The organism is Klebsiella sp. F11 (genome assembly GCF_056712265.1).
In genome coordinates, this window is the sequence record NZ_CM160060.1 from 1,175,979 (window position 1) to 1,188,613 (window position 12,635).

Annotated in this window: 13 protein-coding genes and 2 pseudogenes; 12 read left to right on the forward strand and 3 right to left on the reverse strand. The window is 59.8% G+C overall.

The features are described 5' to 3' along the window. Positions 1-5 precede the first annotated feature (5 nt). The 9 genes from cysN to AC1M2H_RS05905 all read left to right on the forward strand — a co-directional run bounded on the left by cysN (position 6) and on the right by AC1M2H_RS05905 (position 6,484). Complete coding sequence (cysN, locus tag AC1M2H_RS05865) at positions 6-1,433, forward strand: sulfate adenylyltransferase subunit CysN (RefSeq protein ID WP_480150659.1); 1,428 nt, start codon at positions 6-8, stop codon at positions 1,431-1,433. Then, on the forward strand, positions 1,433-2,038 hold the full coding sequence (gene cysC, locus AC1M2H_RS05870; RefSeq protein WP_133600386.1) for an adenylyl-sulfate kinase: 606 nt from the start codon (positions 1,433-1,435) through the stop codon (positions 2,036-2,038). The genes cysN and cysC overlap by 1 nt, the downstream gene beginning before the upstream one ends. Before the next feature lie 48 nt (positions 2,039-2,086). Further along, positions 2,087-2,413 (forward strand): DUF3561 family protein, encoded by a 327-nt coding sequence (locus AC1M2H_RS05875; RefSeq protein WP_426812125.1) that lies wholly within the window; start codon positions 2,087-2,089, stop codon positions 2,411-2,413. 140 nt (positions 2,414-2,553) lie between these two features. Then, a complete protein-coding gene (gene ftsB / locus AC1M2H_RS05880; RefSeq protein ID WP_426812126.1) occupies positions 2,554-2,865 on the forward strand; it encodes a cell division protein FtsB in 312 nt (103 codons plus the stop codon). A 21-nt stretch (positions 2,866-2,886) separates the two neighbouring features. Beyond that, a complete protein-coding gene (ispD, locus tag AC1M2H_RS05885) occupies positions 2,887-3,597 on the forward strand; it encodes a 2-C-methyl-D-erythritol 4-phosphate cytidylyltransferase (protein WP_480150660.1) in 711 nt (236 codons plus the stop codon). Further along, positions 3,597-4,076, forward strand: a complete 480-nt coding sequence (gene ispF, locus AC1M2H_RS05890) for a 2-C-methyl-D-erythritol 2,4-cyclodiphosphate synthase (protein ID WP_480150661.1) — start codon at positions 3,597-3,599, stop codon at positions 4,074-4,076. Before ispD ends, ispF begins: the two co-directional genes overlap by 1 nt. Next, the gene (truD, locus tag AC1M2H_RS05895; protein WP_480150662.1) at positions 4,073-5,122 is read left to right on the forward strand and encodes a tRNA pseudouridine(13) synthase TruD; all 1,050 of its coding nucleotides are present in this window, start codon (positions 4,073-4,075) and stop codon (positions 5,120-5,122) included. The genes ispF and truD overlap by 4 nt, the downstream gene beginning before the upstream one ends. After that, the gene (gene surE, locus AC1M2H_RS05900) at positions 5,103-5,864 is read left to right on the forward strand and encodes a 5'/3'-nucleotidase SurE (RefSeq protein ID WP_041146941.1); all 762 of its coding nucleotides are present in this window, start codon (positions 5,103-5,105) and stop codon (positions 5,862-5,864) included. Before truD ends, surE begins: the two co-directional genes overlap by 20 nt. Then, the gene (locus AC1M2H_RS05905) at positions 5,858-6,484 is read left to right on the forward strand and encodes a protein-L-isoaspartate(D-aspartate) O-methyltransferase (protein WP_426812129.1); all 627 of its coding nucleotides are present in this window, start codon (positions 5,858-5,860) and stop codon (positions 6,482-6,484) included. The genes surE and AC1M2H_RS05905 overlap by 7 nt, the downstream gene beginning before the upstream one ends. A 102-nt stretch (positions 6,485-6,586) precedes the next feature. Here the strand turns inward: AC1M2H_RS05905 and AC1M2H_RS05910 are convergent, their stop codons facing one another. Further along, on the reverse strand, positions 6,587-6,718 hold the full coding sequence (locus AC1M2H_RS05910) for a peptidase (RefSeq protein WP_241723694.1): 132 nt from the start codon (positions 6,716-6,718) through the stop codon (positions 6,587-6,589). Here AC1M2H_RS05910 and nlpD point away from each other — a divergent pair. Then, positions 6,660-7,736, forward strand: coding sequence for a murein hydrolase activator NlpD (nlpD, locus tag AC1M2H_RS05915; RefSeq protein ID WP_480151854.1), 1,077 nt, complete (start codon positions 6,660-6,662; stop codon positions 7,734-7,736). The genes AC1M2H_RS05910 and nlpD overlap by 59 nt on opposite strands. Positions 7,737-7,875: 139 nt before the next feature. Then, entirely contained in the window at positions 7,876-8,868 is a 993-nt protein-coding gene (rpoS, locus tag AC1M2H_RS05920) for an RNA polymerase sigma factor RpoS (protein ID WP_123756740.1), read from the forward strand. A 64-nt stretch (positions 8,869-8,932) separates the two neighbouring features. Here the strand turns inward: rpoS and AC1M2H_RS05925 are convergent. Further along, positions 8,933-9,067, reverse strand: a pseudogene (locus AC1M2H_RS05925) (DUF4440 domain-containing protein); the annotation flags it as partial. Here AC1M2H_RS05925 and AC1M2H_RS05930 point away from each other — a divergent pair. Further along, a pseudogene (locus tag AC1M2H_RS05930) lies at positions 9,065-9,886 on the forward strand (LysR family transcriptional regulator); the annotation flags it as partial. The pseudogenes AC1M2H_RS05925 and AC1M2H_RS05930 overlap by 3 nt on opposite strands. A gap of 89 nt (positions 9,887-9,975) precedes the next feature. Here the strand turns inward: AC1M2H_RS05930 and mutS are convergent. Further along, the gene (gene mutS / locus AC1M2H_RS05935; protein WP_480150663.1) at positions 9,976-12,558 is read right to left on the reverse strand and encodes a DNA mismatch repair protein MutS; all 2,583 of its coding nucleotides are present in this window, start codon (positions 12,556-12,558) and stop codon (positions 9,976-9,978) included. Positions 12,559-12,635: the final 77 nt, after the last annotated feature.

The window sequence follows — 12,635 nt, forward strand, 5'->3', positions numbered from 1 at the left end:
CCGCCATGAATACGACAATTGCACAACAAATTGCTGATGAAGGCGGCGTCGAAGCCTACCTGCACGCGCAGCAGCACAAAAGCCTGCTGCGTTTTCTGACCTGCGGCAGCGTCGATGACGGCAAAAGTACGCTGATTGGCCGACTGCTGCACGATACCCGCCAGATCTATGAAGATCAGCTCTCATCGCTGCATAACGACAGCAAGCGTCACGGAACCCAGGGCGAGAAGCTGGATCTGGCGCTGCTGGTGGATGGCCTGCAGGCGGAGCGCGAGCAGGGCATCACTATCGACGTGGCCTACCGCTATTTCTCTACCGAAAAGCGCAAGTTTATTATCGCCGACACCCCGGGGCACGAGCAGTACACCCGCAATATGGCGACCGGCGCCTCGACCTGCGATCTGGCGATCCTGCTGATCGATGCGCGCAAAGGCGTGCTGGATCAGACCCGTCGTCACAGCTTTATTTCAACGCTGCTGGGCATTAAACACCTGGTGGTGGCGGTCAATAAAATGGACCTCGTAGCGTTCAGCGAAGAGCGCTTTAATCAGATTCGCGAAGAGTACCTGACCTTTGCCGAACAGCTGCCGGGCGACCTCGATATTCGCTTCGTGCCGCTTTCCGCGGTGGAAGGGGACAACGTTGCCAGCCAGAGCGACAAAATGGGCTGGTACAGCGGCCCGACGCTGCTGGAAGTGCTGGAAACCGTTGAGATCCATCGCCAGGTCGAAAGCCAGCCGCTGCGTTTCCCGGTGCAGTTTGTTAACCGTCCAAACCTCGATTTTCGCGGTTTCTCCGGCACCGTAGCCTCCGGCAAGGTGACGGTCGGCCAGCGCCTGAAGGTGCTGCCGTCGGGCGTGGAGTCGAGCGTAGCGCGTATCGTGACCTTTGACGGCGACCTGCAGGAAGCCGGCGCCGGGGAAGCGATTACTATCGTGCTGAAGGATGAGATCGATATCAGCCGCGGCGACCTGCTGGTCGATGCGCAGGCATCGCTGCCGGCCGTGCAGAGCGCCAGCATTGACGTAGTGTGGATGGCTGAACAGGCGCTCTCTCCGGGCCAGAGCTTTGATATTAAAATTGCTGGCAAGAAAACCCGCGCCCGCGTGGACGGCATTCGCTATCAGGTTGATATTAACAATCTGACCCAGCGGGAGGTGGAAGCGCTGCCGCTCAACGGCATCGGCCTTGTGGATTTGACCTTTGACGAGCCGCTGGTGCTGGACAAATACCAGAACAACCCGGTGACCGGGGGGCTTATTTTTATCGACCGCCTGTCGAACGTCACCGTCGGCGCTGGCATGGTGCGCGAGCCGCAGGAGCAGGCCCAAACGTCCGCTTCGTCGTTCAGCGCGTTTGAGCTGGAGCTCAACCAGCTTATCCGCAAGCATTTCCCGCACTGGGACGCGCGCGATCTGCTGGGAGGCAAGTAATGGCGCAGCATGACGAAAACGTCGTCTGGCATGCCCATCCGGTCACTCAGCAGCAGCGCGAGCAGCGCCACGGCCATCGCGGCGTGGTGCTGTGGTTTACCGGCCTCTCCGGCTCCGGTAAATCTACCGTTGCCGGCGCGCTGGAGGAGGCGCTCCAGCAGGCGGGCGTCAGCACCTATCTGCTGGACGGCGATAACGTTCGCCACGGCCTGTGCAGCGACCTGGGCTTCAGCGACGACGATCGCAAAGAGAATATCCGCCGCGTGGGTGAAGTGGCCAAGCTGATGGTGGAGGCCGGGCTGGTGGTCCTGACGGCCTTTATCTCCCCGCACCGCGCCGAGCGCCAGACGGTGCGCGAGCGTCTGGGGGAAGGGCGCTTTATCGAAGTGTTCGTCGATACGCCGCTGGCGATCTGCGAGGCGCGAGATCCAAAAGGGCTGTACAAGAAGGCGCGAGCGGGCGAACTACGCAATTTCACCGGGATTGACTCCGTGTATGAGGCACCGGAAAAGGCGGAAATTCATCTGGATGGTGAACAATTGGTAACAAATTTGGTGCACCAACTATTAGACCTGCTCAGACAGCGAGATATTATCAGATCCTGAAACGGTGGCGGCACTGAGATGCTGGTCGCCCGGTGAACAGGATTTGATATGCGCAATACCCAGAACCTCAGTATGATTCGTTCAGAACCACCTCCGGTGGCGAGTGACGAGACCACCTGGTCTTTGTCAGGAGCCGCCGTGGGATTTATCTCGTGGCTGCTGGCGCTGGGTATTCCCTTCCTTATCTATGGCAGCAATACGCTGTTTTTTCTTCTCTACACCTGGCCGTTCTTCCTTGCACTGATGCCGGTAGCCGTTGTGGTCGGTATTGCGCTGCATTCGTTGTTGAATGGTAAACTCCTCTATAGCTCGTGCGCGACGATTTTGGCTATCGGACTGATGTTCGGCCTGCTGTTCCTGTGGCTGCTGGGATAGTCCTTTTGGCGTATGAATCAAGCCTGGGTATCGACGACAAAAATGTGGTACAGTCCCCGCGTTACGCGGCATCGTCCGCGCGTCGGAGTAGAACGCTTGGACGAGTTATCGGATGATGATGCCGTTTTTCAGGGGGCAGGATGGGTAAATTAACGCTGCTATTATTGGCTTTGCTGGTCTGGCTACAGTACTCGCTGTGGTTCGGTAAAAATGGTCTGCATGACTATAGTCGGGTTAATGACGATGTCTCCGCTCAGCAGGACACTAACAATAAATTAAAGGCGCGCAACGATCAGCTGTTTGCGGAAATCGACGACCTCAACGGCGGTCAGGAAGCGATTGAAGAACGCGCGCGCAACGAGCTAAGTATGACCCGCCCGGGTGAAACGTTTTATCGTCTGGTCCCGGATGCGTCTAAACGCAATCAGGGATCGGCGCAGAATAATCGCTAAAAATAAGCCCAGGATTACGACATGGCAGCCACTTTTCCGGGCGTTTGCGCCGTGGTGCCGGCGGCCGGTTTTGGCCGTCGTATGCAAACGGAATGCCCGAAACAATATCTCTCAATCGGTAACAAAACGATTCTCGAGCACGCGGTTGCCGCGCTGCTGGCCAACGCCTGCGTCCAGCGCGTGGTGATTGCCGTCAGCCCCGGCGACGTCCGCTTTAGCCAACTGCCGTTGGCTTCCCACCCGCAGATTACCGTCGTTGACGGCGGCAGTGAACGCGCCGACTCCGTGCTTGCTGGCCTCAAGGCGCTGCCCGATGCGCAATGGGTGCTGGTGCATGACGCCGCGCGCCCGTGCCTGCATCAGGACGATCTCACCCGCCTGCTGGCGCTGCGTGAAACCAGCCGCGTTGGCGGCATCCTTGCGGCGCCGGTTCGCGATACCATGAAGCGGGCCGAGCCCGGCAAAGTCGCCATTGCCCATACCGTCGATCGCAACGACCTGTGGCATGCGCTGACGCCGCAGTTTTTCCCGCGTGAATTACTTTTTGACTGCCTGACGCGCGCGCTCAACGAAGGCGCGACCATCACCGACGAAGCGTCGGCGCTGGAGTTCTGCGGCTTCCATCCAGAACTGGTGGCCGGACGCGCGGATAATATTAAAGTGACGCGCCCGGAAGACCTGGCGCTGGCAGAATTTTACCTTACCCGTTCCCGACACCAGGAGAAGGCTTAATGCGAATTGGACATGGTTTTGACGTACACGCTTTTGGCGGTGAAGGCCCGATCGTTATTGGCGGGGTGCGCGTTCCCTATGAGAAGGGGCTGCTGGCCCACTCCGATGGCGACGTCGCGCTGCATGCGCTGACCGATGCTCTGCTGGGGGCGGCGGCGCTGGGGGATATCGGCAAGCTGTTCCCGGACACCGATCCGGCCTTCAAGGGCGCCGACAGCCGCGCGCTGCTGCGCGAAGCCTGGCGCCGGATTCAGGCGAAGGGCTATACCCTCGGCAACGTTGACGTCACCATCATTGCCCAGGCGCCCAAAATGCTGCCGCATATTCCGCAGATGCGTGTTTTCATCGCCGAAGATCTGGGCTGCCATATGGACGATGTCAACGTGAAGGCGACGACCACCGAAAAGCTCGGCTTTACCGGCCGCGGCGAAGGCATTGCCTGTGAAGCGGTGGCGCTGCTGCGTAAGGCGGCACAATGATCGCCTTCAACGAACTCACCTGGCTGCACGGTAAACCACTGGGGCAGGGGCTGCTGAAAGCCAGCCCGGAAGACTTCATGGTGGTAGAAGACCTCGGCTTTGCGCCCGACGGCGAAGGTGAGCACGTGCTGGTGCGGGTCCTCAAAAAGGAGTGCAACACGCGCTTCGTCGCCGACGCGCTGGCGAAATTCCTTAAAATACATGCCCGGGAAGTGAGCTTTGCCGGGCAGAAGGACAAGCACGCGGTGACCGAACAGTGGCTCTGCGCCCGGGTGCCGGGTAAAGAGATGCCTGACCTCAGCAAATTTCAGCTCGAAGGCTGCCAGGTGCTGGAGTACGCGCGCCATAAGCGCAAGCTGCGCCTCGGCGCGCTGAAGGGCAATCAGTTCACCCTGATCCTGCGCGAAGTCAGCCATCGCGATGACGTCGAGCAGCGCCTGCAGGCCATCGCTGCCGGCGGGGTGCCGAACTACTTTGGCGCCCAGCGCTTTGGCATTGGCGGCAGCAACCTGCTGGGCGCGCTGCGCTGGGCCGAGAGCGGCGCCCCAGTGCGGGATCGCAATAAACGCAGTTTTTGGCTATCGGCGGCGCGTAGCGGCTTGTTTAATCAGCAGGTCAGTATTAGATTAAAAAAAACAGAATTTAATCAGGTTGTTGATGGCGATGCGCTACAATTAGCGGGGCGCGGCAGTTGGTTTGTCGCCGCGCCTGAAGAGCTGGCGGCGCTGCAGGCGCGGGTTGATAGCCGCGAGCTGCTGATTACCGCTGCGCTGCCGGGGAGCGGCGACTGGGGCAGCCAGCGTGATGCGCTGGCCGCAGAGCAGGCGGCCGTGGCCGACGAGACGCAGCTGCAGGCGCTGCTGGTGCGGGAAAAAGTAGAGGCCGCGCGCCGGGCGATGCTGCTCTATCCGCAGCAGATGCGCTGGAACTGGTGGGATGACGTAACCGTTGAACTGCGTTTCTGGCTGCCGGCGGGCAGCTTCGCCACCAGCATGGTAAGGGAACTTATCAACACAACGGGTGACTATGCGAATATTGCTGAGTAACGATGACGGGATACATGCGCCGGGCATTCAGACCCTGGCGAAGGCCTTACGGGAATTCGCTGAGGTCCAGGTTGTCGCACCCGATCGTAACCGCAGCGGCGCATCGAACTCCCTGACGCTGGAGTCCTCTCTACGCACCTTCACTTTTGACAATGGCGATATCGCCGTCCAGATGGGCACCCCGACGGACTGCGTCTATCTCGGCGTTAACGCCCTGATGCGCCCCCGTCCGGATATCGTGGTTTCCGGTATTAACGCCGGGCCGAATCTTGGCGATGACGTTATCTACTCCGGTACCGTAGCCGCCGCGATGGAGGGGCGTCACCTCGGCTTTCCGGCGCTGGCCGTTTCGCTAAATGGCCATCAGCATTACGCCACCGCGGCGGCCATCACCTGCACCATTCTTCGCGCGCTCAGCCGCGAGCCGCTGCGCACCGGGCGGATTCTCAATATCAACGTCCCCGATTTGCCGCTTGAGCAAATTAAAGGCATCCGCGTGACCCGCTGCGGCAGCCGCCATCCGGCCGATCAGGTGATCCCGCAGAAAGATCCGCGCGGCAATACCCTGTACTGGATTGGCCCGCCGGGCGAGAAGCACGATGCCGGGCCCGATACCGACTTTGCGGCGGTAGATGAAGGCTACGTGTCGGTGACGCCGCTGCACGTTGATTTAACCGCCCACCAGGCCCATGAAGTGGTCACCGACTGGCTCGATCGCGTCGGAGTAGACAGCCAATGGTAAGCAAACGTGTTGAAAGCCTGCTGAATCAGCTCCGCACTCAGGGCATTGTCGACGAGCGCGTGCTCGAAGCCATTGCGCTTGTGCCGCGGGAAAAGTTTGTCGATGAGGCTTTCGAACATAAGGCGTGGGAAAACACCGCGCTGCCGATTGGCCAGGGGCAAACCATTTCGCAGCCCTATATGGTGGCGCGGATGACGGAGCTGCTGACGCTGACGCCAGAGTCCCGGGTGCTGGAAATTGGCACCGGCTCGGGCTATCAGACGGCGATCCTGGCGCAGCTGGTGCACCACGTCTGTTCGGTCGAGCGAATTAAGAGCCTGCAGTGGCATGCGCGGCGTCGCCTTAAACAACTTGATTTACATAATGTTTCAACCCGTCACGGCGATGGATGGCAGGGTTGGAAGGCGCGAGCGCCTTTTGATGCGATTATCGTCACCGCCGCGCCGCCGGAAATTCCGCCGGCGCTGCTGGCGCAGCTGGATGAGGGCGGCGTGCTGGTTTTACCGGTAGGTGAAGAGCATCAGTTTCTGAAACGGATCCGTCGTCGCGGTAATGAGTTTGTGATTGATACCGTTGAAGCCGTTCGCTTCGTTCCCCTGGTCCAGGGCGAGCTGGCGTGAGACCCGGATTATTCCAGGTTTTTTTTGCCTGATTTTAGGCGTAGGGTGGACACATTTTCAGTGTCCTGGCCGGGCGTTGCCCGGTAAGCAAGATATTGGTAGTTAACCTATTCCTGGGGGATAAATGAGCGCGGGAAGCCCAAAATTTACCTTAAGCCGTATTGCGGCACTATCGCTGGTTTCACTCTGGCTGGCAGGCTGTTCGAATACGAATAATCCGCCTGCGCCGGTCAGTTCGGCTGGAGGCGCCTCCTCCTCCGGGACCAGCTCCGGGATGCTGATTACCCCGCCGGCGAAAACGGGCGTTACCGCCGTGCCTCAGGTACAGCCGGTTCAGACCCGGCCGACGCAAATTCAGCCGATGTCCCCGCAGCCGGTAGCCCAGCAGCCGCTGCAGACCGTGAACGGCAAGATCGTTTACAACCGCAAATATGGTGATATTCCGAAAGGTAGCTACACCGGCGGCAGCACCTACACCGTCAAACGCGGCGACACGCTGTTCTATATTGCCTGGGTCACCGGCAACGATTTCCGCGACCTGGCGCAGCGCAATAATATCCCGGCGCCGTACGCCCTGAACGTCGGCCAGACGCTGCAGGTCGGTAACGCTGCAGGCCAGCCGATCACCGGCGATAACGCCGTTGCCCAGGCCAGCGCTCAGGCCAGCGGAGGTGCGACGGCGGCCTCACATCCTGCACAAAAATCAACCGCAGTGGTTGCGTCGCAACCAACTATTACGTATTCTGAATCCTCAGGTGAACAGAATGCTAATAAGATGTTGCCGAACAATAAGCCTGCGACCACGGTCGTTGCGCCGGTTACGGCTCCAGCTATCAGCAGCAACCAACCGACTGCAAGCAGCACGTCAACCAGTTCGCCGATCTCTTCATGGCGCTGGCCGACTGATGGCAAGATTATTGAGAACTTTAGCGGCGCTGAGGGCGGTAATAAAGGTATCGATATTGCAGGCAGTAAAGGACAGGCTATCGTCGCGACCGCTGATGGACGCGTCGTCTATGCCGGTAACGCGCTGCGCGGTTACGGTAATCTAATTATCATCAAACACAACGATGATTACCTGAGTGCCTACGCTCACAACGATACTATGCTGGTCCGGGAGCAGCAGGAAATTAAAGCGGGGCAGAAAATTGCTACCATGGGTAGCACCGGAACCAGCTCGACAAGATTGCATTTTGAAATTCGTTACAAGGGGAAATCCGTCAACCCGCTGCAGTATTTACCGCAGCGATAATTTGGCGAAGTACGCATAAGCATAACGTCAGTTAAAAGGCGCCGGGGCGGTGCTCTGTATTAGGACCCTGTCCTGGCGACGTTTGAATGACATTTAGCGAAGGTGCTTTGCTCAGGGATCACGGGTAGGAGCCATCTTTATGAGTCAGAATACGCTGAAAGTTCATGATTTAAATGAAGACGCGGAATTTGATGAGAACGGAGTTGAGGCTTTCGACGAGAAGGCCTTAGTAGAAGAGGAACCCAGTGATAGCGATCTGGCCGAGGAAGATCTCCTGTCGCAAGGCGCAACGCAGCGCGTGCTTGATGCGACTCAGCTCTATCTTGGTGAGATTGGTTATTCCCCGCTGCTGACGGCTGAAGAAGAGGTCTACTTCGCCCGACGTGCATTGCGTGGTGATGTTGCTTCACGCCGCCGGATGATAGAAAGCAACCTGCGTCTGGTGGTAAAAATTGCCCGTCGTTATAGCAATCGTGGTCTGGCGCTGCTGGATCTGATTGAAGAGGGCAACCTGGGGCTGATCCGCGCGGTTGAAAAGTTTGACCCGGAACGTGGGTTCCGTTTTTCGACTTATGCGACCTGGTGGATCCGTCAAACGATTGAACGGGCGATCATGAACCAAACCCGTACCATTCGTTTACCTATCCATATTGTTAAAGAGCTGAACGTCTATCTGCGTACCGCGCGTGAGCTGTCCCATAAGCTGGACCATGAGCCGAGCGCGGAAGAGATTGCCGAACAGCTGGATAAGCCGGTTGATGATGTAAGCCGTATGCTGCGTCTGAACGAGCGCATCACCTCAGTGGATACTCCGCTGGGCGGTGACTCGGAAAAAGCGCTGCTGGATATTCTGGCCGATGAAAAAGATAACGGCCCGGAAGACACCACGCAGGACGATGACATGAAACAAAGCATCGTCAAATGGCTGTTCGAACTGAACGCCAAGCAGCGTGAAGTCCTGGCGCGCCGTTTTGGCCTGCTGGGCTATGAAGCCGCTACGCTTGAAGATGTAGGTCGTGAAATTGGCCTGACCCGCGAACGCGTGCGTCAGATCCAGGTTGAAGGCCTGCGCCGCCTGCGGGAAATCCTGCAGGGTCAGGGGCTGAACATCGAAGCTCTATTCCGCGAATAAGACATTTCATAAAAAAGGCCCGATCGTGCGATTGGGCCTTTTCCTTTTTTAGCCCCGCATGACTCTACCCCTGCGAGGTCTCCTGCAGGTGGCGCCACAAAATCCGGTCATTCTCCTGCCTGAACACCACCGTTGACCAGCGCACCGTCGCCGCCTGACCGGGAAGGGTCTGCGTTTCGCGATAGAGCACCGCCGCGCCGCCGCTCTGGCCCAGACCAAGGCAGTGGTGAGCTTTAACGTGCGCCAGCTGGAGAGCGAGCTTGGCGTCACTCTGCTGTTACGCTCCACGCGGCGGCTGACCCTGACGGACGCCGGGACGCTGTTTTATCAGCGCGGCGTCGGGCTGCTGAAGGCGGCGGAAAATCTCCAGGACGAGGTGCGGGCCAGCCACGTCGGATTGAGCGGCGAGCTACGCATCACCACCACCCCGGAGTACGGCGCGCGGGTGATTATTCCCGCCCTGGCCGAGTTTAGCCAGCTGCACCCGGCGCTGCGCGTGCGCCACGTTTCCTCCTCGCATCATGCCGATTTAATTTCTGAACGCTTTGATGTCGCCATTCGTCTCGGGACGCTGGCGGACTCGCGCTACCGCGCGGCGCTAATTTCGCGTTTCGCGATCCTGCCTGTGGCCGCTCCCGCGTGGCTGGAGCAGCATCCGCTGGGTACCCTCGAAGACCTGGCTCAGGCCGAGTGGATTATTCATGAGCGCCTGCAAACCCCGCTGCGCTGGCAGCTGAGCGGATTGGCGGAGAAGGCTATTGGCTTTGAGATTAAAAAGACCCCGCGTCTGTCGGCGGATAGCGCCAATGCGCTAATGGCCTTCGCCCTTGCCGGCAGTGGCGTGGCGCTGCTGCCGGAGTGGCTGGTGGCCTCATCGCTGGCGCAGGAGCGATTGATCCATTTGCTGCCGGAGGTGAGCTTTCCGTCGCAGGGAGTGTATGCGGTCTATCCGGATGCGCGGCACGTGCCGACTAAGGTGCGGGCGTTTATCGATTTTTTACGCCTGCGGGTGGGGTAATTCAGCGGCTTTTTCAGCCGGTCCTGCGCTTCAGTACCCGGGCGAAGCGCTGCCGCCCGCCCGGGAATGACGTCCACAGAAGGGGGCCGTTACGCCAGGCTCTTCAGCCGATAAATCCACTCGAGCGCCTGACGCGGCGTCAGCGTATCGGGGTCAAGATGCTCCAGCGCTTCGAGGGCCGGGGAGGTCTCTTCCGGAGCCGACAGCAGCGACATCTGCGTGCCGTCAACCTGGGTTGCCGCCGCGTTGGGCGAAATGCTCTCCAGCTCGCGCAGCTTCTGCCGCGCGCGCTTGATCACCTCTTTCGGCACCCCCGCCAGCGCTGCGACTGCCAGGCCGTAGCTTTTGCTTGCCGCGCCGTCCTGAACGCTGTGCATAAAGGCGATGGTGTCGCCGTGCTCCAGTGCGTCGAGATGGACGTTCGCCACCCCTTCCATTTTCTCCGGCAGCTGGGTGAGCTCGAAGTAGTGGGTGGCAAACAGCGTCAGCGCTTTTATCTTATTCGCCAGGTTCTCGGCGCAGGCCCACGCCAGCGACAGGCCGTCGTAGGTCGAGGTGCCGCGGCCAATTTCGTCCATCAATACCAGGCTGTGCTCGGTGGCGTTATGCAGAATATTGGCGGTTTCGGTCATTTCCACCATAAAGGTAGAACGGCCGCTTGCCAGATCGTCCGCCGCGCCGACGCGGGTGAAGATGCGGTCGATGGGGCCGATGTCGACCTTTTGCGCCGGAACGTAGCTGCCGATCCACGCCAGCAGCGCAATCAGCGCGGTCTGGCGCATATAGGTACTTTTACCGCCCATGTTCGGGCCGGTAATAATCAGCATCCGGCGCTGCGGCGACAGGGCCAGCGGGTTGGCGATAAACGGCTCTTTTAGCACCTGTTCCACCACCGGATGGCGACCTTCGACAATGCGGATGCCCGGCTTATCGCTAAAGGTCGGGCAGCAGTAATTGAGGGTTTCGGCGCGCTCGGCGAGGTTAATCAGCACGTCCAGCTCCGCCAGCGCGCTGGCGCTCTGCAGCAGGTCGGCAAGGTGCGGCAGCAGCATATCAAACAGGCGATCGTAGAGCTGTTTCTCCAGCGCCAGCGCCTTGCCCTTCGAGGTCAGCACCTTGTCTTCATACTCCTTGAGCTCGGGAATAATGTAGCGCTCGGCGTTTTTTAGCGTCTGGCGACGGACGTAGTGAATCGGCGCGTGCTGGCTTTGGCCGCGGCTGATCTGGATGTAGTAGCCGTGGACCGCGTTGTAGCCCACTTTCAGCGTATCCAGCCCCAGCCGTTCGCGTTCGCGCAGCTCAAGCTTATCGAGATAGTCCGTGGCGCCATCGGCCAGCGCGCGCCACTCGTCGAGCTCTTCGTTATAGCCCGGGGCAATCACGCCGCCGTCGCGCACCAGCACCGGAGGCGCGTCGATAATGGCTTTTTCCAGCAGCTCGCGCAGCTCGGCGAACTCGCCCATTTTATCGCGCAGCTGCTGCACCGGGGCGCAGGGGACGTCGGCCAGCATTTCGCGCAGCGCCGGCAGCTGCTGGAAGGCGTGGCGCATGCGGGCTAAATCGCGCGGCCGTGCGGTGCGCAGGGCCAGGCGCGCCAGAATACGCTCCAGATCGCCGACCTGACGCAGCACCGGCTGCAGCTCGCCGTAGCGCTCCTGCAGGGCGCCGATGGTCTGCTGGCGCTCGCAAAGCACCGCGGAATTGCGCAGCGGCATATGCAGCCAGCGTTTAAGCATCCGGCTGCCCATCGGGGTGACGGTGCAGTCGAGCACCGAGGCGAGGGTATTGTCGGTGCCGCCGGCCAGGTTCTGGGTGATCTCGAGGTTGCGGCGGGTGGCGGCATCCATAATGATGCTGTCCTGCTCGCGCTCCATGGTAATCGAGCGGATATGCGGCAGGGAGGTGCGCTGGGTATCCTTGACGTACTGCAGCAGGCAGCCCGCCGCGCACAGGCCGCGCGGGGCGTTCTCGACCCCGAAGCCCACCAGGTCGCGGGTGCCGAACTGTAAATTCAGCTGCTGGCGCGCGGTGTCGATTTCAAACTCCCACAGCGGGCGACGGCGCAGGCCGCGGCGGCCTTCAATCAGCGCCGCTTCGGCAAAATCTTCGGCATATAGCAGCTCTGCCGGGTTGGTGCGCTGCAGCTCCGCGGCCATGGTTTCGCGATCCGCGGGCTCGCTGAGGCGAAAACGCCCGGAGCTGATATCCAGCGTCGCATAGCCGAAGCCTTTGCTGTCCTGCCAGATGGCGGCCAGCAGATTATCCTGGCGCTCCTGCAGCAGCGCTTCGTCGCTGATGGTGCCGGGCGTGACGATGCGTACCACTTTGCGTTCGACCGGCCCTTTGGTGGTGGCCGGATCGCCAATCTGTTCGCAAATCGCCACCGACTCGCCCTGATTCACCAGCTTCGCGAGGTAGTTTTCCACCGCATGATGGGGGATCCCGGCCATCGGGATCGGCTCGCCCGCCGAGGCGCCGCGTTTGGTCAGCGAGATATCCAGCAGCTGCGAGGCGCGCTTTGCGTCGTCATAGAACAGCTCGTAAAAGTCGCCCATGCGGTAGAACAGCAGGATCTCCGGATGCTGCGCCTTCAGTTTAAGGTACTGCTGCATCATGGGGGTATGGCTTTCTAAGCCTTGTGCTTCGTTATGTTTATCATTGATTTTACACATTTTTAGCCTTTTGCGCTAGTTTTCAAGTGAGTGTGTTAGGCTACATATAACACACTCAAAAGTTCAATTTGTAGCCC

What these genes read in the sequence shown, in the direction of transcription:
- AC1M2H_RS05875 (WP_426812125.1), top strand. Translation starts at nt 2,087, where the DNA reads ATGCGCAATACCCAGAACCTCAGTATGATTCGTTCAGAACCACCTCCG.
- mutS (WP_480150663.1), bottom strand. Translation starts at nt 12,558, where the DNA reads ATGTGTAAAATCAATGATAAACATAACGAAGCACAAGGCTTAGAAAGC.
- rpoS (WP_123756740.1), top strand. Translation starts at nt 7,876, where the DNA reads ATGAGTCAGAATACGCTGAAAGTTCATGATTTAAATGAAGACGCGGAA.
- cysN (WP_480150659.1), top strand. Translation starts at nt 6, where the DNA reads ATGAATACGACAATTGCACAACAAATTGCTGATGAAGGCGGCGTCGAA.
- truD (WP_480150662.1), top strand. Translation starts at nt 4,073, where the DNA reads ATGATCGCCTTCAACGAACTCACCTGGCTGCACGGTAAACCACTGGGG.
- ispD (WP_480150660.1), top strand. Translation starts at nt 2,887, where the DNA reads ATGGCAGCCACTTTTCCGGGCGTTTGCGCCGTGGTGCCGGCGGCCGGT.
- AC1M2H_RS05905 (WP_426812129.1), top strand. Translation starts at nt 5,858, where the DNA reads ATGGTAAGCAAACGTGTTGAAAGCCTGCTGAATCAGCTCCGCACTCAG.
- ftsB (WP_426812126.1), top strand. Translation starts at nt 2,554, where the DNA reads ATGGGTAAATTAACGCTGCTATTATTGGCTTTGCTGGTCTGGCTACAG.
- surE (WP_041146941.1), top strand. Translation starts at nt 5,103, where the DNA reads ATGCGAATATTGCTGAGTAACGATGACGGGATACATGCGCCGGGCATT.
- ispF (WP_480150661.1), top strand. Translation starts at nt 3,597, where the DNA reads ATGCGAATTGGACATGGTTTTGACGTACACGCTTTTGGCGGTGAAGGC.
- cysC (WP_133600386.1), top strand. Translation starts at nt 1,433, where the DNA reads ATGGCGCAGCATGACGAAAACGTCGTCTGGCATGCCCATCCGGTCACT.